Annotated in this window: 23 protein-coding genes; 11 read left to right on the top strand and 12 right to left on the bottom strand. The window is 71.5% G+C overall.

Annotated elements, in window-relative coordinates; all coding sequences use genetic code 11:
• Positions 1-128: 128 nt before the first annotated feature.
• Positions 129-2,159, top strand: coding sequence for a methyl-accepting chemotaxis protein (locus IE246_RS18590; protein ID WP_189992447.1), 2,031 nt, complete (start codon positions 129-131; stop codon positions 2,157-2,159).
• Positions 2,160-2,166: 7 nt separating this feature from the next.
• On the opposite strand, the gene IE246_RS18595 is transcribed toward IE246_RS18590, so the two are convergent.
• The 7 genes from IE246_RS18595 to acdA form a co-directional block, all read right to left on the bottom strand.
• Complete coding sequence (locus IE246_RS18595; protein WP_229837375.1) at positions 2,167-3,102, bottom strand: DMT family transporter; 936 nt, start codon at positions 3,100-3,102, stop codon at positions 2,167-2,169.
• A complete protein-coding gene (locus tag IE246_RS18600; protein WP_189992449.1) occupies positions 3,092-4,315 on the bottom strand; it encodes a CaiB/BaiF CoA transferase family protein in 1,224 nt (407 codons plus the stop codon). The genes IE246_RS18595 and IE246_RS18600 overlap by 11 nt, the downstream gene beginning before the upstream one ends.
• 137 nt (positions 4,316-4,452) lie before the next feature.
• Positions 4,453-5,082 carry a glutathione S-transferase family protein gene (locus tag IE246_RS18605; RefSeq protein WP_189992450.1) on the bottom strand — a complete coding sequence of 210 codons (630 nt, stop codon included), beginning with the start codon at positions 5,080-5,082 and terminating at the stop codon, positions 4,453-4,455.
• 14 nt (positions 5,083-5,096) lie between these two features.
• Complete coding sequence (locus tag IE246_RS18610; protein WP_189992451.1) at positions 5,097-5,837, bottom strand: class I SAM-dependent methyltransferase; 741 nt, start codon at positions 5,835-5,837, stop codon at positions 5,097-5,099.
• A gap of 50 nt (positions 5,838-5,887) precedes the next feature.
• Positions 5,888-6,985: a YeeE/YedE thiosulfate transporter family protein gene (locus tag IE246_RS18615; protein WP_189992452.1), complete on the bottom strand. Its 1,098-nt coding sequence runs from the start codon at positions 6,983-6,985 to the stop codon at positions 5,888-5,890.
• Between the two features lie 388 nt (positions 6,986-7,373).
• Positions 7,374-8,999, bottom strand: a complete 1,626-nt coding sequence (locus IE246_RS18620; protein ID WP_189992453.1) for a thiamine pyrophosphate-binding protein — start codon at positions 8,997-8,999, stop codon at positions 7,374-7,376.
• A complete protein-coding gene (gene acdA, locus IE246_RS18625) occupies positions 8,996-10,231 on the bottom strand; it encodes a 3-sulfinopropanoyl-CoA desulfinase (RefSeq protein WP_189992455.1) in 1,236 nt (411 codons plus the stop codon). Before acdA ends, IE246_RS18620 begins: the two co-directional genes overlap by 4 nt.
• 136 nt (positions 10,232-10,367) lie before the next feature.
• Here acdA and IE246_RS18630 point away from each other — a divergent pair, with 136 nt between their 5' ends.
• Genes IE246_RS18630 through IE246_RS18645 form a run of 4 tightly spaced genes read left to right on the top strand, consistent with a single transcriptional unit; the run spans position 10,368 to position 13,222 of the window.
• Positions 10,368-11,267, top strand: coding sequence for a LysR family transcriptional regulator (locus IE246_RS18630; protein WP_189992458.1), 900 nt, complete (start codon positions 10,368-10,370; stop codon positions 11,265-11,267).
• A 36-nt stretch (positions 11,268-11,303) separates the two neighbouring features.
• Complete coding sequence (locus tag IE246_RS18635) at positions 11,304-11,834, top strand: PAS domain-containing protein (RefSeq protein ID WP_189992460.1); 531 nt, start codon at positions 11,304-11,306, stop codon at positions 11,832-11,834.
• Between the two features lie 54 nt (positions 11,835-11,888).
• Positions 11,889-12,401 (top strand): PAS domain-containing protein, encoded by a 513-nt coding sequence (locus tag IE246_RS18640; RefSeq protein WP_189992461.1) that lies wholly within the window; start codon positions 11,889-11,891, stop codon positions 12,399-12,401.
• Between the two features lie 59 nt (positions 12,402-12,460).
• Positions 12,461-13,222 (top strand): sulfite exporter TauE/SafE family protein, encoded by a 762-nt coding sequence (locus IE246_RS18645; protein ID WP_189992462.1) that lies wholly within the window; start codon positions 12,461-12,463, stop codon positions 13,220-13,222.
• A gap of 10 nt (positions 13,223-13,232) precedes the next feature.
• Here the strand turns inward: IE246_RS18645 and IE246_RS18650 are convergent, their stop codons facing one another.
• Positions 13,233-14,225, bottom strand: coding sequence for a 2-hydroxyacid dehydrogenase (locus IE246_RS18650; RefSeq protein ID WP_189992463.1), 993 nt, complete (start codon positions 14,223-14,225; stop codon positions 13,233-13,235).
• Between the two features lie 119 nt (positions 14,226-14,344).
• Here IE246_RS18650 and IE246_RS18655 point away from each other — a divergent pair, with 119 nt between their 5' ends.
• Positions 14,345-15,892, top strand: coding sequence for a gamma-glutamyltransferase family protein (locus IE246_RS18655; protein WP_189992464.1), 1,548 nt, complete (start codon positions 14,345-14,347; stop codon positions 15,890-15,892).
• 30 nt (positions 15,893-15,922) lie between these two features.
• Here the strand turns inward: IE246_RS18655 and IE246_RS18660 are convergent, their stop codons facing one another.
• Both IE246_RS18660 and IE246_RS18665 read right to left on the bottom strand, forming a co-directional pair.
• Entirely contained in the window at positions 15,923-16,303 is a 381-nt protein-coding gene (locus IE246_RS18660; protein WP_189992465.1) for a type II toxin-antitoxin system VapC family toxin, read from the bottom strand.
• Positions 16,303-16,521, bottom strand: a complete 219-nt coding sequence (locus IE246_RS18665; protein WP_189992467.1) for an AbrB/MazE/SpoVT family DNA-binding domain-containing protein — start codon at positions 16,519-16,521, stop codon at positions 16,303-16,305. Before IE246_RS18665 ends, IE246_RS18660 begins: the two co-directional genes overlap by 1 nt.
• Before the next feature lie 186 nt (positions 16,522-16,707).
• On the opposite strand from IE246_RS18665, the gene IE246_RS18670 reads away from it, so the two are divergent.
• From IE246_RS18670 to cobU, 3 genes are read left to right on the top strand one after another with little or no spacing between them, the layout of a single operon-like run.
• Positions 16,708-17,088 carry a Zn-ribbon domain-containing OB-fold protein gene (locus IE246_RS18670; protein ID WP_189992469.1) on the top strand — a complete coding sequence of 127 codons (381 nt, stop codon included), beginning with the start codon at positions 16,708-16,710 and terminating at the stop codon, positions 17,086-17,088.
• Positions 17,085-18,242 (top strand): acetyl-CoA acetyltransferase, encoded by a 1,158-nt coding sequence (locus IE246_RS18675; protein ID WP_189992471.1) that lies wholly within the window; start codon positions 17,085-17,087, stop codon positions 18,240-18,242. The genes IE246_RS18670 and IE246_RS18675 overlap by 4 nt, the downstream gene beginning before the upstream one ends.
• Complete coding sequence (gene cobU, locus IE246_RS18680) at positions 18,239-18,760, top strand: bifunctional adenosylcobinamide kinase/adenosylcobinamide-phosphate guanylyltransferase (protein ID WP_189992472.1); 522 nt, start codon at positions 18,239-18,241, stop codon at positions 18,758-18,760. The genes IE246_RS18675 and cobU overlap by 4 nt, the downstream gene beginning before the upstream one ends.
• Positions 18,761-18,767: 7 nt before the next feature.
• Here cobU and IE246_RS18685 read toward each other — a convergent pair whose 3' ends face one another.
• Positions 18,768-19,298, bottom strand: coding sequence for a hypothetical protein (locus IE246_RS18685; protein ID WP_189992474.1), 531 nt, complete (start codon positions 19,296-19,298; stop codon positions 18,768-18,770).
• A 127-nt stretch (positions 19,299-19,425) separates the two neighbouring features.
• On the opposite strand from IE246_RS18685, the gene leuC reads away from it, so the two are divergent.
• Positions 19,426-20,823, top strand: a complete 1,398-nt coding sequence (gene leuC, locus IE246_RS18690; protein WP_189992476.1) for a 3-isopropylmalate dehydratase large subunit — start codon at positions 19,426-19,428, stop codon at positions 20,821-20,823.
• A gap of 10 nt (positions 20,824-20,833) precedes the next feature.
• On the top strand, positions 20,834-21,451 hold the full coding sequence (gene leuD, locus IE246_RS18695; protein WP_189992477.1) for a 3-isopropylmalate dehydratase small subunit: 618 nt from the start codon (positions 20,834-20,836) through the stop codon (positions 21,449-21,451).
• 165 nt (positions 21,452-21,616) lie between these two features.
• Here leuD and IE246_RS28175 read toward each other — a convergent pair whose 3' ends face one another.
• On the bottom strand, positions 21,617-21,751 hold the full coding sequence (locus IE246_RS28175) for a hypothetical protein (protein WP_268245284.1): 135 nt from the start codon (positions 21,749-21,751) through the stop codon (positions 21,617-21,619).
• Positions 21,752-21,953: the final 202 nt, after the last annotated feature.

The following is a 21,953-nucleotide window of genomic DNA, read 5'->3' on the forward strand; positions in this document are numbered from 1 at the left end:
ACTAAACCGCTCGTTAACGAACGGCTCCGTATCTTCCCTAATTGTGGGAGGGCGGTCGGCGGTCTACGGCCTCTGTGCTCACCGGGAGTTGCGAACCCGAACTCGGACACTCGGACCGGAGGCCTGCGATGCGGATCAAGCTGGGCGCCAAGCTCACCCTGTCGAATGCCGTGCTGCTGCTGCTGCTGGTGTTCGCCACCGGTGCGATGATCGTCGGCGCCGACCTGCAGCGTCGCGAGGTGGCGGCCGCCAACCGGAGTGCGGACTTCGCGGCGGGGACCGCGTTCGACCTGGTCGTGACCGTCAAGCGCCTGAATATCGACATCATCCAGATCCAGCAGTGGCTCACCGACATCTCGGCGACCCGGGGACTGGACGGCCTGAACGACGGGTTCGACGAGGCGGCCAAGGCCAAGGCGAGCGCCGAGGCAAATCTCGAGACGGCCGAGGCCCTGGCGAAGCAGGCCGGGGAAGAGGGGCTGATTGCCGAGTTTGCCAAGGTGCGCGCGGCGATCGGGCCGTACTACGCCGTCGGCTCGGAAATGGCGAAGGCCTATATCGAAGGCGGTCCGGCCGCCGGCAACAAGATGATGGCCGGCTTCGACGCCAAGGCGGAAGCCATGTCCGAAGCGCTGGAGAGCGTTGTCGCCTACGTCGACGACCTGGCGGGGAAGTCCCGGGAGAGCATGCGGGCCGACCTGTCGGAAGCAGGCAGGGTCGCTACGTTCTTCGAGTACGCGGCCATCGCACTGGCCGTCGCCGGCGTCGTCCTGTCGCTGGCGGTGATGCAGTTCATGCGGGGTCATGTGGTACGGCCCCTGGGCGCCATGACCGGTGCCCTGACCCGGATCGGCGAAGGCGACACCCAGGTGACGGTGCCGGACACCGGGCGGCGCTCCGACGAGATCGCCGACATGGCAAGAGCCCTGACGATCCTGCGCGACCGCACTGCCGAGAACATCCGGTTGCAGCAGGCCCAGCGCGAGGCCGAGGCCGCGGCCGAGCGCAGCCGGCGCGAGGCACTGGTCGGGATGGCCGAGACCGTCGAGCGGGAATCCCGCATCGCGGTCGAGCGGGTCGCTGCCGAATCCAAGCTGATGGACGAGACGGCGGAGGGCATGGAGGGCTCGGCCACCCAGGTCAGCGGCGACGCCCAGAGCGTGGCCGCCGCCGCCGAGCAGGCGCTCGCAAACGCCCAGGCCGTGGCGAGCGCGACCGAGCAGCTGACCGCCTCGATCCAGGAGATCAGCGGGCAGATCGCCAACGCCATGCAGGCGAGCCGGCAGGCGGTCGACAGCGGCGAGCGGACCCGCCAGACCATCGACAGCCTCAGCACCGTGGTCGCGCAGATCGGCGACGTCGCCAACCTGATCCGGGACATCGCCGCCCGGACCAACCTGCTGGCGCTGAACGCCACCATCGAGGCCGCCCGTGCCGGCGAAGCGGGCAAGGGCTTCGCGGTGGTGGCCGAGGAAGTGAAGAACCTGGCCAACCAGACCACCAACTCGACCGAGGAGATCAGCCGCAAGATCGAGGAGATCCAGTCGGTGACCGCCGAGGCGGTCCAGGCGGTGGCGCAGATCGGCACGGCGATCCGCAACGTCGACGAGATCTCGACCACCATCGCGTCGGCCATGGAGGAGCAGTCCGCCGCCACCCAGGACATCGCGCGCAGCGTCTCGGAGACCGCCGACGCCGCCAACGAGGTCGCGCGGCGGATCGCCGACGTGTCCACCGAGGCCCGCAGCACCGGCGACAAGGCCACGCTGATGCGGGGAGTCGCCGGTCGGGTGGCGTCGGGTGTCGCGGAGCTGCGCCAGACCATCATCCGCGTGGTGCGCACCTCGACCGACGACGTCGACCGCCGGCAGTCCGAGCGCTACGAGCTGTCGGTGCCGGCCGAGGTCCGGCACGGCGGCAAGACCGCGAAGGTGGTCATCCTGAACGCCTCGGGGGGCGGTGCGCTGCTGTCCGGCATCGAGTTGGCGAAAGGCGAAACCGGCGAGGTGACGTCCTCGATCCTGCCCAAGCCGCTCGGCTTTCGCGTGATCGGTTCGGAAGACGGCCATACCAGCGTCGGCTTCGGACTCGGTGAGGGGGACAAGGCGGCGCTGAACACGCATCTGGCTGCCGTCGTCCGGGGACGTCACGCGGCGTGAGTCGGCCTCAGGCCTGCCGCACCCGCTCGCGCCAGGCCAGCACCGCCGCGCCGGCGACGATCAGCGCGGCGCCCAGCACCGACAGGGCGGTCGGCAGGTCGCCGAACACCGCGGCGTCGTAGGCCGAGGCGAAGATCAGGGTGGCGTAGAAGAACGGCATCACGAAGCTGGCGTCGGCCCGCTTCAGGGCCTGGATGAACAGCGCCTGCACGCTCAGCATCACGACGCCGATGGCGGCCAGCATCGGCCACTGCGCCGGGGACGGCCAGACCCACACCGTCGCCGCCGCGGCCAGCGAGATGGTCGCGCCGATCGAGTTGTTGATGAACAGGATGCGGATCGGCGGCTCGCCGGCCTTGGTCGAGCCGCCGGCCAGCATCTTCACCACCACCACCTCGAACGCCATGAACACGGCGGCCGCCAGCGCCACCAGCGAGTAGGGCTGGAACGCCGCCAGGCCGGGCCGGATCAGCACCACCGCACCCAGCAGCGCGGTCGCCGCCGCTCCCCAGCGCCACGGCCCGATGCGCTCGCCCAGCAGCGGGATCGCCAGCACCATCGCGATCATCGGGTTGAGGAAGCTGATCGCGGTGGCGTCGGCCAGCGGCAGCACCGCGGCGGCCGCGAACATCCCGCTGACCCCGGCCCAGCCGCAGAACGAGCGGGCGGCGTGCAGCTTCCAGGCCGCGCCCTCGAAGCTCGGCCGCATCCAGGCGACGAACGGCAGCAGGGTCAGCCAGGCGAACGCGAACCGCCCGCCGCTGACCATGAACGGCGGCAGCGGCTCGCCCCCGACCCCGCGCCCGAGTGCCTTGGCTAGCAGCGTCGTCACCGCCACCAGGGCGGCCGCGGTCAGCATCAGCAGGGCGGCGGCTGTCGGGGAGGCGGGGGTGGTCAGGCCGGGCTGCGTGGGAGCGGCCGTCGCTTCGGGCTCAGATCGCACCCTTGGCCTTCTCCGCGGCGATCTCCTCGGCGCTCATGCCCAGCACCTCGCCGAGGACCTCGTCGGTGTGCTGGCCGAGGGTCGGCGGCGCGCGGCGGTACTCGACCGGGGTGCCGGAGAACTTCACCGGGTTGGCGATCAGCGGCACCGTGCCGTCGCCGGCCAGCGGGTGCGGCACCTCGATCCGCATGCCGCGGGCCTTGACCTGCGGGTCCTCGAACACCCGGTCGATGGTGTTCACCGGCCCGCCGGGCACGCCGGCCGCCTCCAGCGCCGCCACCCACTCGTCGGTGGTCTTGGTCTTCATGTACTCGGCGATCCGCGGCGTCAGCGCGTCGCGGTTGACGATGCGCAGCGGGTTGGTGGCGAAGCGCGGGTCGCCCTTCAGGTCGTCGGCGCCGGCCAGGTCGCACCAGCGCTGGAACTGGCCGTCGTTGCCGCAGGCCAGGATCAGGTGGCCATCGGAGGTCGGGAACACCTGGTAGGGGACGATGTTCGGATGGGCGTTGCCGAGCGGCTGCGGCACCTTGCCGGACACCAGGTAGTTGGTGCCCTCGTTGATCAGCCAGGCGACCTGGGTGTCGAGCAGGCAGCAGTCGACATGCTGGCCCTCGCCGGTGCGGTCGCGGTGGCGCAGCGCCGCCAGGATCGAGGTGGCGGCGTACATGCCGGTCATCACGTCGGTGATGCCGACGCCGACCTTGACCGGCTCGACGCCGGGCGTGCCGGTGATGCTCATGATCCCGCCCATGCCCTGGGCCAGGAAGTCGTAGCCGGCGCGCTTGGCGTAGGGGCCGGTCTGCCCGAAGCCGGTGACCGAGCAGTACACCAGCCGCGGGAACTCCTCCCGGAGCTGCTCGTAACCGAGGCCGAGCTTGGCGAGCGAGCCGACCTTGAAGTTCTCGACCAGCACGTCGCACTCGGCCAACAGCTTCTTGGCCAGGGCGACGCCCTCGGGCTTCGACAGGTCCAGTGTGATCGAGCGCTTGTTGCGGTTGGCGCACAGGTAGTAGGCGCTCTCCGAGGTGTCCTCGCCGTCCTCGCCCTTCACGTAGGGCGGGCCCCAGCGCCTCGTGTCGTCGCCCTCGCCCGGGCGCTCGATCTTGATCACGTCGGCGCCGAGATCGCCCAGCAGTTGGGTGCAGGTCGGGCCGGCCAGGATCCGGGTCAGGTCGAAGATGCGGACGCCGTCTAGCGGCAGGGGAGCGGGCATGGGCGGGGTCCTCGGAGGGCTTCGGCGGGCCCATCGCGGCCCCGCGCTCGGCGCGGCGCACCTCAGGGCGACGGGAATGCTCTGTCTATCGTCCCGGGGTGCGCGGCGCAACGCGCCGGAGCACGAAGGGTGTCGGCCTACAGGCTCCGGGTCAGTGGGTTCATCGCCGCCATGCTCGGCGCGGTCTCCTGCACCGAGGGCAGCGCCTCGTAGGCGGCCAGCCAGGCGGCGAGTGCCGGGTAGGCGCCGCGCCAGTCCGGCACCAGCCCGTAGAAGTCGACCATGCCCAGCGCCGCCACCAGGGCCAGGTCGGCATAGGTGATCGGCGGCTCGGCCGGCGGCGCCGGGATCGTGCGCTCGATATGCTCGAACGCCCGGATCGCCCGCTGCTCCTCGACCTCCAGGATGAACGGCGACTGCTCGTCGGCGGCGCGCCGCTTCTCGCGCGACCAGTTGGTGATGCCCTCCAGGAAGCCGCTCATCAGGCTCTCGCGGGCCTGCGCCTGCCAGTCGCTGGCCGAGGGCAGCGACGGCGGGTTGCTGCTGCGCTGGTCGAGATAGCCGCAGATCAGGCGCGACTCGCCGAGCACCAGGTCGCCGTCGACCAGCAGCGGGATCTTGCCGAGCGGGCCGTGCCGCAGCGACGGGCTGTCCGGCGTGCGCAGCGGCACCCGCACCAGCTCGAGCGCGTCGGCCAGCCCGCCCTCGATGGCGACGATCCGGCAGATCCGGGCGTAGGGCGAATTCGGGGTGTAGAACAGCCGCATCGGGCTTCCTCCGGTCAGGGCCGCACGGCGCTCAGGATCATCTGGCCGGCGGTCATCCAGTGCAGGTCGACCTCGACGAAGCCGGCGTCGCGCAGCCAGTCGAAGTGCTCGACGACGGTCGAGGGCTTGTCGATCGGATCCAGCGTCGCGTGGCGGAAATGGTTCCAGTCGGCGCGCCGGAACGCCTCGAAGCCGTCGAGATTTCCGTCGAGCGACAAGGCCCGGCCCCTCACCTCCTGGTCCCACAGGTCGGCGGCGATCGCCGAGCCCGCGGCACTGGCCGGCTGGACGACGTCGGCCAGCACGAACACCCCGCCGGGGGCGAGGGCGGCGTGCAGGTCGGCGAACAGCGTCCGCTTGCCGGGGCCGTCCAGGTGGTGCACCGCCAGCGAGGAGACCGCGGCGCTCAGCGGCGCCTCGAACCGCCGCCAGTCGCGCTCGGCGATGTCGATCTTGCGGGTGATCAGGCGGTCCGACCCTGCGGGGGACTGGGCGGCCCGCTCCCGGGTGGCGGCGAGCATGCTGTCGGAGCCGTCGAAGGCGAACACCCGGCCGACGGGCAGGTGCTGCAGCAGGGCCGCTGTCAGCAGGCCCTCGCCGCAGCAGATCTCCAGCACGTCGCCGGTTGCCGCCGCAGCGCCGACCCGGTCGACGATCAGCGCGATCTGGCGCTCGCGCTGCGGCACCGCATAGCGCGACAGGTCGCGATAGGTGGCGCTCTCGGTTTCGCTCCAGCGTCGGTCGGTATCGGACATGGGCGGGAGCCTAGCGGCTCACCGCCGTGTCGTCATCCTGCCTGGGACGGTCAGGCGGCCGCGGCGACCCGCCGCTCGATGCCGGCGCGCCAGGCGAAGCCGATGCGCGCTCCGGTCCAGATCGCGGCCAGCGCGATCATCGACGGATAGGCCAGGGTGGCGACGCCGCTCAGCCCCTGGCCGACCGCGCAGCCGAGCGCCAGCACGCCGCCGACGCCCATGGCGACACCGCCGAGCCCGGCCCGCGCCATCTGGGCCGGGTCCTCGAAGCCCTCCAGGCGCAGGCTGCGCGTGGCGGCGGCCTGCAGGAAGGCGCCGGCCAGCACGCCGGCGAACAGCACGATGCCGAAATTGGCGGCCACCCCGGTCGAGATCATCGCGTACATCAGGGAGTCGGCGCTCGGCTGGGTGAAGCGCAGGGACTCGACGGCGACCGGGTCGAACGCCTCGGAAGACACCCAGGTGGTGGCGGCGAAGCCGGCGGCCACCAGCAGGCCGACGCTGCCGCCGACCGCCAGCGGCAGGACGCGGCGGCCGGCCTCGTGGAACGCCAGCGACAACCCGAGCACCAGGGCGACCGCACCGAGGCCGAGGGCGACCGCCTCGGCCGGCAGCCCGAGGCCGGTCGCCAGCAGGTCCGGGATGCTGGGCGCGGCGTCGCCGGGCACCCTTGTGCCGTCGGCGAAGCCGGCACGGGCCTGGGCCAGCATGCCGCGGATCGCGGCGTAGCCGACCACCGACACCACCAGCAGCGTGAACACCGAGCGCAGGTTGCCGCGCACCGACAGCACCGTCAGCCGGCTGATGCAGCCGCCGGCGAAGGTCATGCCGATGCCGAACAGCAGCCCGCCGACGACGAGCCCGCCGAGCGAGAAGTCGGCCTGCAGGTACGGGGTTCCGGAGACGTCGATCAGCCCGTGCGCGATCCCGCCCTGGGTCGCGGCGATCGCCACCGCGGTGGCGGCGATCCACTGCGCCAGCTTCGGACGCGCGCCGCCCGGCCGCGTGGTCTCCTGGACCGCCGCGCGGAAGCAGAAGCCGGACCACTGGGCCAGCGCGCCGAACGCCAGGCCGAGCAGGCCGCCGAACAGCAGCAGGAAGTCCTCGGGCTCCCAGCCCTCGAAGATGCCGACCGCCAGTGCGTCCATCACCGCCTCCGCCACCGTGTCCGAACGGCTCGTTCGGATTGACGGAATGTTCGATATACAGAACAAGAAGAATGGTCAAGCGAACTCGTGCGATCCACCGGTCCTTCGCGGCCGCACGATATGCTGCCGCGATGCGTCAGGTCCGGCGGTCGCAGCTCTTGCGGTCGATGCGGGGATTCGGTGGGGGATTCGCGGATTCGGTGACAGAGTTCGGTGACGGTAGATTCGGTGACAGTGCACTCATCTTGAGCGGCAGACTATGATCGCATGATAAGTGCACTGTCACCGAGATTACGAGATTACCCACCTAGATTGCCGAGATTCGAGATTGCTCGGACCTGGCGGCGAAGTCGCACAGATCCGGGACCCCACGCGGCGACGAGCGCCTTCAGATCCGGCCGTCGTAGCTCTTGCGGTCGATGCGGCAGGCGCAGAGGGTGAAGGTGTCGGCGCCCAGGCCGTCGCGGATGGCGGCGGCCAGGGTCTCGCGGTCCTCGCAGACCACGCCGCGGCCGCCGAGCGTCCGGGCGATGCCGGCGAAGTCGGTCTCGGCGAAATCGACCCCGGCGTTGGCGTAGGTCATCGAGCGCTGCTTCATCTCGATCAGCGCCAGCGAGGCGTCGACGAACACCACCACGATCACCGGCAGCCCGGTGTCGCGCAGGGTCACCAGCTCGCCGAGCACCATCTCGAGACCGGCGTCGCCGGTGAAGGCGACCACGGCGCGCTCGGGTGCTGCGATCTTGGCGCCGGTCGCCAGCGGCAGGGCGCAGCCCATGGTGCACAGCCCGGTCGACTGCAGCACCGCGTGCGGCACGAAGCTCTCCCACACCTGGCTGGCCAGGATGCGGTGGGCACCCGAGTCGATGGTGATCACCGCGTCGCGCGGCACCGTTTGGCGGACCGTGGTGACGATCGCCGCCGGTCCCCAGGCCTCGTTCTGGCCGTAGGCGCCCGCGAGGGCCTCGCGCACCTTCGCCGGCTCGCCGCCCGGCCAGCGCGTCGCCTTCGGCTCGACCCCCTCGCCGATCACCGCGAGGGAGGCGCCGACGTCGCCGACGAAGCTGATCGAGGACTGGTGCATGTAGTGGGTGTTCGGCGCCGCCGCGACCTCGATGACCCGCTGGTTGCCGGCGTCCCAGACGTTGCGCCAGCCGACCCGCATCTCGATCGGGTCGTAGCCGGCCAGCACGATCAGGTCGGCGGCCTTCAGGACCGGGAGCAGCTGGCGGTCGGCGACCGGCGACAGGCCGGCACCACCGAGCGACAGCGGCGAGTCGTCGGGGACGATGCCCTTGGCCTTGTAGGTGGCGACCGTCGGAATGCCGAACGTCTCGGCGAACGCGCGGACCGCGGCCTCGCCGCCCTGGCTCAGCACGTCGAGGCCGACCACCATCACCGGCCTCTCGGCCCCGGCCAGCCAGTCGCGGGCGGTGTCGAGCGCGGCCCCCGTCGCCGGCACCCCGGCGAGGCCGGACGAGCGACGGGTCGGCAGCGCCGGCACCGGCACCTCGGCCGCCGCCACCGAGATCGGCAGGTCCAGGTGGACCGGGCCGGGGCGCGGGTCGAGGGCGATCGCGACCGCCTTGTCGGCCTGGGCGTCGACCGCGCCGGCGGTGACGCGGAAGCTGGCCTTCACCACCGGGCGGAACACTTGGCTGTGGTCGAAGACCTGGTGGTTGTAGGTGACCGCCTCGTCCTCGTCGACGCAGCCACTGACCACGATCAGCGGCACCCGGTCCTGCTCGGCGTTCGCCGCCACGTTCAGCGCGTTCGCCACGCCGGGGCCGACGGTCGCCACCAGGATGCCGGGTGCGCCGGTCATGTGGTAGACGCCCTCGGCCATGAAGCCGGCGGCGTTCTCATGCTTGGCCAGCACGAAGCGGATGCCGGCTTTCTCCAGCGCATCGACGAAGGTCAGGACCTCGCCGCCGGGAATCCCGAAGGCCCAGCGGCAGCCGGCATCGTACAGCCGGCGGGCCAGCAGGTCGGCGGCCCTCACGGTCTGGCTCATTCGGCGGCCTGCGTCCGGCCGGTGGTGGCCTGGCCGAGCCTGGCGTAGCCGTCGCGGGTCTGCGGCAGCTTGCTGCCGAGCAGGCGCGAGGCGACCACGGTGCGCAGGATCTGCGCGGTGCCGCCGCCGATGGTGAACATCCGGGCGTCGCGCTGGATGCGCTCCATCGGCCAGTTGCGGGAATAGCCGCGGGCGCCGTGGATCTGCAGGCCGTCGGTGGTGACCTTCAGCGCCATCTCGGAGGCGAATATCTTGGCCTGGGCGGCGGCCAGGCTGTCCGGGAACGGGTTGCCGTCCTTGCCGGCGGTCGCCGCGGCCCGCCAGATCAGGGCGCGCGCCGCCTCGATCTGCACGCTCAAGTCGGCCAGCATCCACTGCAGGCCCTGGAACTCGGCGATCGGCCGGCCGAACTGCTCGCGCTCCTTGGAGAACGCCAGGGCCCGGCGGTAGCTGCCCTCGGCGAGGCCGAGCGCGACGGTGCCGGCGCCGACGCGCTGCGAGTTGTAGGCGTTCATCAGGTCGGCGAAGCCGCGCTTCAGCCCGCTCGGCGGCATCACCAGGCGGTCGGCCGGCAGCTCCAGGTCCTCGAAGATCACCTCCGTCTCGGGGATGCCGCGCAGGCCCATGGTCGGCTCGCGGGTGCCGATCACCAGGCCCTGGTCCTCGTCCCGGAACGCCAGGAACCCGCCGATGCCAAGCTCGGCGCCGGCCTCGTCGAACACCCGGGCGAAGATCAGGTGCAGGCGCGACACGCCGCCGCCGGTGATCCAGTGCTTCTTGCCGTTCAGCACGTATTTGTCGCCCTGCCGGTCGGCCCGGGTCGTCATCTCCGTCGCGGCCGAGCCGGCCTCCGGCTCGGTGATGCAGATCGCCGGCTTGTCGCCCGCCAGCACATACTCGGCGGCCCGCTTCTTCTGGGCCTCGGTGCCGTACTGCATGACCGCGGAGATCGCGCCCATGTTGCCCTCGACCGCGATCCGGCCGGTGACGCCGCACTGCGCCGCCATCTCCTCGATCACCAGGGTGACGTCCAGGAAGGAATGGCCCGGGCCGCCGTACTCCTTCGGCACCGTCATGCCCATGAAGCCGGCCTCGGTCAGCGCCTTCACGTTGTCCCAGGGATAGCTCTCGGTGCGGTCGACCTCGGCAGCGCGCGGCGCGATCACCTGCTCGGCCAGTTCGCGGGCCTTGGCGCGCAGCGCCTCCTGCTCGGCGGTCAGGGCGAAACTCATGATGTCATCCTTTCCGCGGCCGGGTCGGGAAGAAGGGGGCCGCTCACGGAACCGTGAGCTTCAGGGTGGGGGGCGCTTGAACTTAAGGCAAGCGAATTAACTTGAAGTCTATCTTCAGGAAACTTGATTGTATTGCATGAACCTGAGGCACCTCGAGACCCTGCTGGCGATCGCCGAGACCGGCAGCTTCGCCGCCGCCGCCGACCGGGTCGGGGTGACGCAGTCGGCGGTTTCGATGCAGATGCAGGCGCTCGAGCAGGTGCTCGGCGCCAGCCTGTTCGACCGCGCCCGGCGCCCGCCGGTGCTGAACGAACTCGGGCGGGCGATCCTGGTGCACGCCCGCACCGTGGTGCGCGCGGCCGAGGACCTGTCGGCGGCGGCGTCCGGGGCGGCGCTGCGCGGCCGGTTGCGCCTCGGCATCATTCCGACCGCCGCGATCGGCCTTGTCCCGGATGCGCTGACCCGTCTGGCGACCCGGGCCCCGGACCTGCAGATCCGCGTCGAGTCGGGACTGTCGACCGACCTCGCCCGGCGGGTCGGCCAGGGTGTGCTGGACGCCGCGCTGGTGACCGAGACCCCTCGCCTGGAGCGCGGGCTGGCGGTCCGCCCGGTCCTGGAGGAGCCGCTGCTGGTGGTCGCCCCGCGCTCGGCCGCCGGGCCGCCGGCCAGGGCCCTGCTGCGCCGCCTGCCGTTCATCCGGTTCAACCGTCGCACCGGCGTCGGCCGGGTAATCGACGCGGCGCTGCGGCGCGACCGGCTCGCCGTCGTCGAGACCATGGAGTTGGATTCGATCGAGGCGATCCTGGCGATGGTGGGGCGCGGCCTCGGTGTCGCGGTGGCGCCGGCCGGATCGCTGGTCGGGCCGGTCTCGGCGACCGTTCACGCGCTGCCGTTCGGCGACCCGCCGGTGCTTCGCCGGGTCGGGCTGCTGGAGCGCGAGCGACCCGCCGGCGGCGAACCCAACCCCGTGACCTCGGCGCTTCTGGACGTGCTGCGGGCGTCCGTCGTGCCGCCGGCGCGGGCGGTCGTCGATTGACTCGACTCCTTCCGGCCGGTCCCGGACAATTGCACGATGCGTACGCCGGTATTCGAGGGCGGGCCCGCACCGCTCGGACGCGACTGCCTGGGCGACGACGCCGTCGGGCGGCTCGCCGGGTACTGGTTCGAACTGGCGGATGCGGATGCGGCCGGGGGCGTGCCGCTGCGCTCTTCGTTCGACCCGGCCCGGGTGGTCGACCTGCTGCCGCGCCTGGTGATCGCCGAGCATCTGGGCGGCCACGATTTCCGCTACCGGCTGCTGGGGACCGAGGTCGACAGCTTCACCAAGGCCCGCTACACCGGCAAGCGGAGCTCGGAGATCGAGGGGCACGGCCCCGGCAACCGGATTCACGACGTGTTCGTGGCGACGCTGGAGGGCGGGCGTCCCTATGCGATGGCCATGCCCTATGTGGGCAGCAGCCGGTTCTGCCGGTCGGTGCGCCAGCTGTCGCTGCCGTTCAGGACCGAGGCCGGGGGCGACCAGATCATCTCGCTGATCGATTTCGACCTGCGTCCGGGCGTGGTCCCGTCCCTGGTGCCGGCAGCGGACCGTGGGCTCCTCTAAGGTGTCGCTTGCCGGTCGGGCGACTCCTCGCAATGATACGCCATGAGGACTCCGGTGTCCGAAGAGGGGCCGGCACCGGTTCGTCCCGGGGATCTCGGGGACGACGATCTTGGGCAGCTGGCCCGATACTGGTTCGAACTCGCGACCGAAGCCGGTGGCGTGCCGCCGCGGTCCGCCTTCGACCCGGCACGGGTCGAGCGCCTGCTGCCCCGGCTGATCGTGGTCGAGCACCTCGGCGGCCAGGACTTCCGCTACCGTCTCCTGGGCACCGAGGTCGACCGGTTCACCAAGGCCCGCTACACCGGCAAGCGCACCTCGGAGATCGAGGGGCACGGCCCGGGCAACCGGATCCACGCCCTGTACGTCGCCACCCTGGCGTTCGAGTGTCCGATCGGCATGGCGCTGCCCTATGTCGGGCGCAGCTCGGTGTGCACGTCGGTCCGGCAGATCGCCGTGCCGTTCCGGACCGCCGAGGAACCGGACCAGATCGTCTCGCTGATCGAGTTCGTCATGAAGCCGAACGTCATCCCGCGCCTGCTGGCGGCGTCCGACCGCCGGCTGATTTGACCGTCCGTGCGCCGGCGTCGGCTGGCGGGGGGCACGCCACTCGGCTATAGCAGCCGGCCATGCCCGCACTTGCTCTCCCCGATCCCGGGACCCTGCTGCTGATCGTCGTCGCCTTCGCCCTCGCCGGCGGCATCAAGGGCGTGGTCGGGCTCGGCCTGCCGACGATCTCCGCCGGGATCATGGCCAGCGTCATCGACCTGCGGGCGGCGGTCGGCATCCTGATCGTGCCGCTGCTGGTCACCAACCTCTGGCAGGTGCTTCAGGTCGGCGGCTTCGGTACGCTGGCGCGGCGTTTCGGCGTGCTGAACCTGGCGGCCGGAATCGGGCTGTGGATCGGCACCGAGATCCTGTTCTCGGTCGATCCCCGGTGGATGCGGATCGGTCTCGGCGTCTTGCTGATCGCCAACGCCGCGTTCCAGTTCTCCGGCCGGATCCCGACCATCCCGCGCTCCGGCGAGGCGAGGCTGGCGGTGCCGATCGGCCTGGTTTCGGGGGTGGTCGGCGGCACCACCGGCAGCCAGGGCATCGTGATCGCGGTCTACCTGGCCAGCCTGAACCTGACCCGCGACGAGTACGTGCAGGGTGTCGGCCTTTCGTTCTTCCTGACCGGGCTGGTCTGGGCCGCGGCGATCGCGGCCAATGGCGGGATCACCGCCGAGACCCTGCCGCTGTCGGCGGTCGCCCTGGCGGTGGCGCTGGCGGCGATGGCGGCCGGCACGCGGCTGCGCCGGCACCTGCCGCAGGCGCGGTTCCGCCAGGCGGTGTTCCTGGCGATGGCGCTGATCGGCGCGAACCTGATCCGGCGCGCGGTGCTCGGCTGAGCGCCGGCGGTTACGCCTCGCCCTCGAAGCAGACGTTCAGCAGCTCTTCGCCGCGCGCGAAGCGGTCGAGCTGCCTGGCCACGAAGGTCCAGCGCCGGGTGCTCATCTCCTGGGTCCAGGCCGAGTTGTGCGGCGACAGGATGACGTTCTCGAGCTTCTGGAACGGGAACCGCGACGGCCAGGGGTTCGGGTCCGTCTTGGACGGGTAGGTGTACCAGACGTCGATGATGCCGCCGCGGATCCGGTTGCCGGCCAGCGCCGCGTACAGCGCCGCCTCGTCGATCACCTCGCCGCGGCCGACATTGGCGATCACCGCGTCCGGCTTCATCTTCGCGAACTGCTCGGTGCCGATCATGCCGCGGGTGGTGTCGTCGAGCGGCGCGCACACCACCACGAAGTCGCTCTCGGCCAGCAGGGTGTCCATCTCGGCGACGGTGCCGTACCAGTCGACCAGGTCCGGCTCGTCGCGGACCGTCCGGCTGACCGCCATCACCCGCATGCCGAACGCCTTGCAGCGGCGCGCCACCTCGCGGCCGATGTGGCCGTAGCCGACGATCCCGACGGTGTGGTCGCGCAGCTCGCGGTGCATCGGGCCGGCCGAGATCGAGCGGCCGTTGTACGACTTGGCCACCATCATCGGATGGGTGTCGCGCATCAGCCCGATCTGGAACTCCAGCATGCCCAGCATCACGTGCTCGGCGATCGTGGTCTCGTGCTCGTAGGTGTTGCAGAACACCACGCCCTTCGGCAGGTCGGCCGGGGTGATCCAATCGTAGCCGGTGAACGGGATCTGGTAGAGCTTCAGCCGGTTGCCGGCCGGCACCTCGACCCGGCTGCCGCCGATCAGCACGTCGGCCTCGGCCAGGGCCTGCCGGAAGCGATCAGGCTGCTCGTTGGCGTCGCAGCACAGGATGCGCCAGTCGGTCTCCGTCGTGGTCGCCAGGAAATCGGCGCGACGGATGGAGTTCTTTCCGGCCAGAAGGACGGTCGGCTTTTCGCTCACGGCTGGGCCTCTTGGGTGTAGCATCCGGAAGAGTCGCCGGGCCCGGCGACGCTCAGACCTTGTGTCCGGTGCGGCGGTTTGTCCAGTCTCGCCGGAAGCCCCAGAGCAGGAGAACGACGATGCCCGAAGGTGGCGACGCCTACGGTGGTTGGATCGGCTGGGAGCGCGCGGCCATGACCCGCGGCGCCGTGGCCTGCGGCAACCCGGACGCGGCGGCGGCGGGTGTCGAGATCCTCGAGGCGGGCGGCAACGCCATCGACGCGGCGATCGCCTGCGCCTTCGCCATGGGCGTGGTCGAGCCGCTGGACAGCGGCCTCGGCGCCGGCGGGTTCATGACCCTGCACCACGCCGCCAGCGGCACCACCACCTGCTTCGACTTCATGGGCACGGTCCCGGCGGCGACCCGCTACGAGCTGTACCAGGGCACCGATCCGCTCGGCGACTACACGATCAAGGTGAAGGGCCGGCACAACGAGGACGGCCACCGGTCGGTGGCGGTGCCGGGGGCGGCGGCCGGGCTGTGCGAGGCGCTCGAGGCCTTTGGCGCCCTCGACCGCAGGACGGTGATCGCACCGGCGATCCGGCTCGCCGATTCCGGCTTCACGGTGGCGTCCAAGGCGGCGCTGCGGATGGCCCGGACCGAGGCGATGCTGGACCTGACCGCGGAGTGCCGGCGGGTGCTGAAGAAGCCCGACGGCAGCCTGTACCGGGCCGGCGACCGGATGGCGATGCCGGACTACGGCCGCAGCCTGGAGGCGGTCTCCGAGCACGGTCCGGCGGCGTTCTACACCGGCCAGCTGGCGGCCGCGATCGTCGCCGACATGCAGGCCCATGACGGGTTCCTGACGGCCGCCGACCTCGCCGGCTACCGGGTGGTCCGGCGCGAGCCGGCGACCGGCGAGTACCGCGGCCGGCGAATCGCCACCATGAGCCCGCCGTCGTCCGGCGGCCTGGTCGCGGCCGGGCTGGCGGCGCTCGAGCGCCAGGGCGTGCCCGACGGCGCCGAGGGCCGGGCCGAGGCGCTGGCCCGCTCGATGCTGGCGATGTTCGAGACCCGGCGCACCGGCCTCGGCGACCCGGCCTTCGTCAAGCCTTCCTCTGTGCACTCGGGGGGCGAGTCGACCGAGACCACCAGCCTGTGCGCGATGGACGCCGCCGGCAACGCCGCCTGCATCACCTACTCGAACAACAACCACTCGGGCGTGGTGGTACCGGGCACCGGCATTCTGCTGAACAACCAGATGCGGCTGTTCCACGCCTGGCAGGGCAGCCCGAACTCGATCGCGCCCGGCAAGCGGCCGGCCAGCTCGATGATGCCGACCCTGGTGTTCGACGGCGCCCGGGTCGCCATGGCGATCGGCGCCTCCGGCTCGACCCGGATCGTCACCGCGCTGCTGCAGATCATGTTCCACCATCTCGGCCGCGGGGTGCCGCTGGAGCAGGCGGTGCGCGAGCCGCGCCTGCACGCCGAGGAGGACATGCTGATGGCGGACGCCGACTACCGCGAGATCGCCGAGCCGCTGGCCGCCGAGCTCGGCCTGCGGTTCACCGCCTCGCCCGGCCGCGACCCGATGATGGCGTCGTGCCAGACCATCGCGGTCGAGGCCGACGGCACCGCCACCGCCGTCGGCGACCCGCGGGCGCGGGCGCAGGGGAGGGTGGTGTAGGGGCGGGAACCTGTACCAGCCCCACGAGTCTCAGGCGCCGATCTTCGCCACGTAGGTCACGCCCGGCAGCCCCTGGAAATGGCCGTCGCAGGTCAGCAGATCGGCGCCGTGGGCGACCGCCGTCGCGTACACGATGGCGTCGGCCGTCGCCAGATTGTGCCGGGCGCACATCTCGGCGGCCGACAGGGCGGTGCCGGTGTCGAGGTCGGCGACGACGCACACCTCGGTGAACGCGATCACCCGGTCGGCCTTGTCCTCGCCGACCTCGCGTGCGAGCCACTTCGCCAGCTCGAGCTGGACGACGGTCGGGACCAGCCACTGTTCGCGCGCGGGCAGCTCGGGAGCGAGCGACCGGCCCGTCGGGGAGTCGATCAACCATTCGATCCAGGCCGAGGTGTCGACGAGCCGCATCAGGTCCGGTCGGCCCGGTCGCGATAGTCGTCGGCGCGCGCCCCGCGTGCGAGGCCGGCGAGCTCGTCGCGCGACGGAACCGGGACCAGCAGGACGCCCTCGCCCTTGGGGATGAAGACGAACTCCTGGCCGGCCCGCCAGTGCCGGTCGGTCCGGACGGCCTTCGGGATGGAGATCTGGAATTTGGACGAGAGACGCGCCGTGTTGCTCTTGCGCATTACGGTTTCTCCATCGAAAGAGAAATCGTAAGAAATATAGACCGGTCGCGAGGCTGCCGGTAGCGGCCGCGGCCGTGTCGTCGGTGTTTCGGGGCGAGTCGGTTATTGAAATGCCATTTCGCGGGTTCCCATGCCGCGTCGTCCGCGCCATCCTGCCGGCCCGCAATGTCGCCGTGAGGAGCCCGGATGTCCGAGCAAGGCCCCGACGCCACCTACTTCGCCTATCTGGCGGCGAAGGACTGGCGGATCCCGAAGTGCCGCGGCTGCGGCGCCCACGTGTTCCAGCCGCGGATCATGTGCCCGTCCTGCGGCGGCGAGGCGTTCGACTGGGTCGCCCCGTCGGGCCGGGGCGTCGTGCACTCGACCACGGTGGTCCGGCGTCGGCCGGCCGATGGCGGCGACTACAACGTGGCGCTGATCGACCTTGCCGAGGGCGTGCGGATGATGAGCCGGATCGAGGGCGTCGAGCCGGCCGACGTCGCCATCGGCATGCCGGTGACCGCCCGGCTTGCCGATCAGGACGGCGACACGATCGTCGTCTTCGATCCGGCGGAGGGCGGCCGATGACCTGGGATCTGCGCGGCAGGACCGCCATCGTCGGCGCGGCCACCGCCCATCTGGGCACCGCACCCGGCTATTCGCACATGGAGATCGCCGCGGCGGCGGCCCGGGCGGCACTGGCCGACGCCGGGCTGACGGTCAAGGACGTCGACGGGCTGTTCGCGGTGTCGATGCACTCGGTGTTCCCGGCGCTGACCTATGCCGAGTACCTCGGCATCCAGCCGCGGTTTTCCGAGGCCACCATCGTCGGCGGCTCGTCGGCGGTGATCCAGATGCTGCACGCCGCATTGGCCCTGGAGAACGGCCAGTGCGACGTGGCGCTGATCGTCTACGGCTCCAACCAGCGCTCGGCCTCCGGCAAGCTGCATTCGCCGTCCGGCGCCGAGAACCTGCCCTACGAGAAGCCGTACAGGCTGCGGTCGCCGATCGCCGGCTACGCCATGTCGGCGGCCCGCCACGTGCACGACTACGGCACCACGCGCGAGCAGCTCGCCGAGGTGGCGGTGGCGGCCCGGTTGTGGGCGGCGATGAACCCGGAGGCGTTCATGCGCGACCCGCTGACCGCCGCCGACGTGCTGGGATCGCGCATGGTGTGCGACCCGCTGACCGTGCGCGACTGCTGCCTGGTGACCGACGGCGGCGGTGCGGTGGTGATGACCCGGGCCGACCGGGCCCGGGACCTCAAGAAGGATCCGGTCTACCTGCTGGGCTGTGCCGGCGGCCACACCCACCGCCAGTACTCGATGATGCCGACGCTGACCACGACGGCGGCGGTGCAGAGCGGCCGCGCGGCGTTCGCGATGGCCGGGCTGACCCCGGCCGATGTCGACGTGGTGCAGGTCTACGACGCCTTCACCATCAACGCGGTGATGCTGCTGGAGGATCTCGGCTTCTGCCCGAAGGGCGAGGGCGGGGCGTTCGTCGGCGACGGCCGGCTGCGGCCCGGCGGCGCGCTGCCGTTCAACACCTACGGCGGCGGCCTGTCCTGCACCCATCCCGGCATGCTCGGCATCTTCACCACCATCGAGGCGGTGCGGCAGCTGCGCGGCGAGTGCGGCGAGCGCCAGGTGGCGGGCGCGACCGTCGGCCTTGCCCACGGCAACGGCGGCATGTTCGCCCACGAGTCGACCGCGCTGCTCGGCACGGCGGCGACGTTGTGAGAGGACGGCTCGCCCTGATCGTCGGCGGCGCCCGGTCCGGCAAGTCGCGCCGGGCCGAGGCGCTGGCGCTCGATTGGGGCGGCGAGCCGGTTTACCTCGCCACCGCCGAGCCGTTCGACGACGAGATGCGCGAGCGCGTCGCGCAGCACCGGGCCGACCGGCAGGGTCGCGGCTGGGTCACGGTCGAGGAGCCGCTCGACCTGCCGGCGGCGCTGGCCCGCGAGGCGACCGCCGGCCGCACCGTGCTGGTCGAGTGCCTGACCACCTGGGTCGGCAACCTGATGGTCCACGATCGGCCGGTCGAGCCGGAGATCGCGCGCCTGCTGGCCGGCCTGGATCAGGGCCTTGCCGCGGATCTGGTGCTGGTCGCCAACGAGGTCGGGCTCGGCATCGTGCCGGAGAACCGCATGGCGCGGGCGTTCCGCGACCATGCCGGCCGGCTGCACCAGGAGCTGGCGGCGCGCGCCGGCCGGGTCGAGCTGGTGGTGGCCGGGATCCCGATGACGGTGAAGGGCTGAGCCCGACTCAGTCGGCTCGCGCGAAGTCCGGCCGGTCGATCGTCGCCCAGGCGTAGGTCGTCAGGTTGACGATGGTATCGACGGTCTCGCCGTCGGCCGCCAGCGGCAGGCTGAGCCGGGCCAGCTGGCGGGCGTGCCGGGACGAGGCGACCCGCGGCCAGCCCTGGCGGAACTCGGGCTGCCGGGTCTCGACCAGCCGGGTGAAGGCGGCGTTCAGGGTCTCGGCCCGCGACGCCGGGTCGATGAACTCGTCGATGTAGCGGCCCGAGCGGGCGAACGGCGAGGTCATGTAGACGGCGCTGCCGACCAGCTGCAGACGGAAGCGCAGCGGATCGCGCTCGACGTCGACCAGCCACAGGTGCTGCAGCAGCTGCGGATACCGGTGCGCCAGCTCGACCGGGTCGAAGTGCTGGCGGCCGGGCAGCTTGCCGTTCAGCGGATGGATGCCGTGCCAGTGGTCGTACAGCAGCGACTCGAGCTGGCCGAGCCGGCCGTCGAACGGGCGTGGCGAATCCGGGCAGTCGAAGGCATAGGCCATGGGCGCACTCCGGGGAACTAGAACCCGGACTATGCCGGCAAATCCCGAACTTTCCGTTAAAGGCAGAGGTTAAGCCGGACCGCCAAGCGGATCTTGCCAGTTTGCCGCCGCCGGGTACTCTCCGCCCATGACCGCACCGACCACCCTGTTCGAAAAGATCTGGCGCCAGCACCGCATCGTCGAACGCGACGACGGCCAGGCTCTGCTGTGGATCGACCGCCATCTCTGCCACGAGGGATCGTTCCACGCCTTCGACAAGCTGGCGCGCTCCGGCCGCAAGGTCCGGCGCCCGGACCTGACCTTCGCGATCGCCGATCACTACGTGCCGACCCGCGACCGGGCCGCCGGCGCCCGCGACCCGGAGATCGCGACGATGATCCGGCTGCTCGGCGAGAACGCCGCGGCCAACCGGGTCCGGCTGTTCGGCCTGGACGATCCGGACCAGGGCATCGTGCACGTGGTGGCGCCCGAGCTCGGGCTGACCCAGCCCGGTGCCACCCTGGTGTGCGGCGACAGCCACACCTCGACCCACGGCGCCTTCGGGGCGCTGGCCTTCGGGATCGGCGCGTCCGAGGTCGCGCACGTGCTGGCGACCCAGTCGCTGTGGCAGAAACGGCCGCGCACCCTGCGCATCGCGGTCGACGGGCGGCTCGGGGCCCATGTCACCGCCAAGGACCTGATCCTGGCGGTGATCGCCCGGATCGGCGCCGACGGCGCGGCCGGCCACGTGGTCGAGTACGCCGGCGAGGCGGTCCGCGCGCTGTCGATGGAAGCCCGCATGACGGTCTGCAACATGACCATCGAGGCCGGCGGCCGGGCCGGCATGATCGCGCCCGACGACACCACCCTGAACTGGCTGCACGGCCGGCGCTACGCGCCGAAGGGCGCCGACTGGGACGCCGCGGTCGCCGACTGGCGCGGCCTGGCGAGCGACCCTGAGGCGGCGTTCGACCGCGAGGTCGCGCTCGACGCCGCCGGGATCGCGCCGACCGTCACCTGGGGTACCAGCCCGGAGCACGCGCTGCCGGTGACCGCGACGGTTCCCGATCCGTCGAACGAGCCGGACAGCGGCAGGCGGGCGGCCCTCGAGGCGGCGCTGTCCTACATGGAGCTGACGCCGGGGACGCCGCTGGTCGGCATCGCGGTCGACCAGGTGTTCATCGGGTCCTGCACCAACGCCCGGCTCGACGACCTGCGGGCGGCCGCGGCGGTGCTGAAGGACCGGCGGGCGGCGGTGCCGGTGATGGTGGTGCCGGGATCGTCCGCGGTGAAGCGCGCCGCCGAGGTCGAGGGGCTCGACCGGGTGTTCCGCGACGCCGGCGCGGAGTGGCTGGAGTCCGGCTGCTCGATGTGTGCCGCCACCAACGGCGACATGGTGGCGCCGGGGAAGCGCTGCGCCTCGACCACCAACCGGAATTTCCGCGGCCGCCAGGGCCCGGGTTCGCGCACCCACCTGATGAGCCCGGCGATGGCCGCGGCCGCCGCCGTCACCGGCCGGATCACCGACGTAAGGGAACTGGCGTGAGGGAACTGGCGTGACCCCGTTCGACACCCTGACCGCGCCGGCGGTCCCGTTGCGGCTGGCCAACGTCGATACCGACCAGTTGCTGCCCGGCCGGTTCCTGCGCAAGCCGCGCAGCGACGGCTACGACAACTACCTGTTCCACGACGTCCGGCGCGATGCCGACGGCGCGCTCCGGCCGGACTTCCCGCTGAACGATCCCCGCTGGGCCGGTGCGCCGATCCTGGTGGCCGACCGCAACTTCGGCGGCGGGTCGTCGCGCGAGGGCGCCGTCTACGCCCTGGTGGACGCCGGCATCCGGGCGGTGATCGCGCCGAGCTTCGGCGACATATTCTACTCGAACGCCATCAAGAACGGCCTGCTGCCGATCCGGCTGCCGGTCGAGGCGATCGAGCGGCTGTGGCAGATCGCCGAGGTCGACCCCTCGGCGCCGCTGACCGTCGACCTGGCCGCCCAGACCGTGCGTCCCGCCAACGGCGAGCCGGTCGGCTTCGAGATCGACCCGTTCCACAAGTCGTGCCTGCTGGCCGGCACCGACGACATCGACCTGACCCTCGAGCACGCCGACGCGATTTCGGCGTTCGAGCGGTCGGACCGGGCGGCGCGGCCGTGGCGGGCACCGGCCGGCTGACGCTTACGGGTCATCCGTCGCGCTTGGACGGTCTCTTTAAGACCTGAAGGTGAAAGGCCTCGAGCGCTTTCAGGTCGCGCCGGATCTGACAGTGGCACCCGGGCGTGGCTGTCGTCTCTGATCCGACCGCTGGACGGGGGCGTCCGGCAAGCGGCGGGAATCGCCTCAGAAGAACTGCCACTCGCCGGTCAGGTCGTGCAGCCGATACACCGATGTGGTGTACGCCAGGGCCACGACCGCAAAGGCCGAGGCCCCGGCCGCCGGCAGGCCGGTCTGGGCGGCCGCTTCGACCGCAATCATGGTTAACGTCGCTGGAACCCCGAGCCAGGCGCAGAGACGCAGCCGGCGTCGGGCTTTCGTCTCGGCGTGGCGACGTCGGGTGAAGACCCTTCGTTGCATCGCACCCGCCTTCCGAACGGAAACAAAAATTTCTGATTGACCTTACAACAGGAGGGCCTATAGTCAAAGTGCTTTCGGACTGGGGCACGTCCCCCTCTCCCCA

The organism is Thalassobaculum fulvum (assembly GCF_014652915.1).
GTDB lineage: Bacteria > Pseudomonadota > Alphaproteobacteria > Thalassobaculales > Thalassobaculaceae > Thalassobaculum_A > Thalassobaculum_A fulvum.

Coding starts and splice junctions, on each gene's coding strand:
- IE246_RS18600 (WP_189992449.1), bottom strand. CDS start 4,315: ATGCCCGCTCCCCTGCCGCTAGACGGCGTCCGCATCTTCGACCTGACC.
- IE246_RS18610 (WP_189992451.1), bottom strand. CDS start 5,837: ATGTCCGATACCGACCGACGCTGGAGCGAAACCGAGAGCGCCACCTAT.
- IE246_RS18660 (WP_189992465.1), bottom strand. CDS start 16,303: ATGCGGCTCGTCGACACCTCGGCCTGGATCGAATGGTTGATCGACTCC.
- IE246_RS18670 (WP_189992469.1), top strand. CDS start 16,708: ATGTCCGAGCAAGGCCCCGACGCCACCTACTTCGCCTATCTGGCGGCG.
- IE246_RS18605 (WP_189992450.1), bottom strand. CDS start 5,082: ATGCGGCTGTTCTACACCCCGAATTCGCCCTACGCCCGGATCTGCCGG.
- IE246_RS18615 (WP_189992452.1), bottom strand. CDS start 6,985: ATGGACGCACTGGCGGTCGGCATCTTCGAGGGCTGGGAGCCCGAGGAC.
- IE246_RS18620 (WP_189992453.1), bottom strand. CDS start 8,999: ATGAGCCAGACCGTGAGGGCCGCCGACCTGCTGGCCCGCCGGCTGTAC.
- IE246_RS18590 (WP_189992447.1), top strand. CDS start 129: ATGCGGATCAAGCTGGGCGCCAAGCTCACCCTGTCGAATGCCGTGCTG.
- leuC (WP_189992476.1), top strand. CDS start 19,426: ATGACCGCACCGACCACCCTGTTCGAAAAGATCTGGCGCCAGCACCGC.
- IE246_RS18655 (WP_189992464.1), top strand. CDS start 14,345: ATGCCCGAAGGTGGCGACGCCTACGGTGGTTGGATCGGCTGGGAGCGC.
- IE246_RS18675 (WP_189992471.1), top strand. CDS start 17,085: ATGACCTGGGATCTGCGCGGCAGGACCGCCATCGTCGGCGCGGCCACC.
- IE246_RS18685 (WP_189992474.1), bottom strand. CDS start 19,298: ATGGCCTATGCCTTCGACTGCCCGGATTCGCCACGCCCGTTCGACGGC.
- IE246_RS18645 (WP_189992462.1), top strand. CDS start 12,461: ATGCCCGCACTTGCTCTCCCCGATCCCGGGACCCTGCTGCTGATCGTC.
- acdA (WP_189992455.1), bottom strand. CDS start 10,231: ATGAGTTTCGCCCTGACCGCCGAGCAGGAGGCGCTGCGCGCCAAGGCC.
- IE246_RS18635 (WP_189992460.1), top strand. CDS start 11,304: ATGCGTACGCCGGTATTCGAGGGCGGGCCCGCACCGCTCGGACGCGAC.
- IE246_RS28175 (WP_268245284.1), bottom strand. CDS start 21,751: ATGATTGCGGTCGAAGCGGCCGCCCAGACCGGCCTGCCGGCGGCCGGG.
- IE246_RS18630 (WP_189992458.1), top strand. CDS start 10,368: ATGAACCTGAGGCACCTCGAGACCCTGCTGGCGATCGCCGAGACCGGC.
- IE246_RS18665 (WP_189992467.1), bottom strand. CDS start 16,521: ATGCGCAAGAGCAACACGGCGCGTCTCTCGTCCAAATTCCAGATCTCC.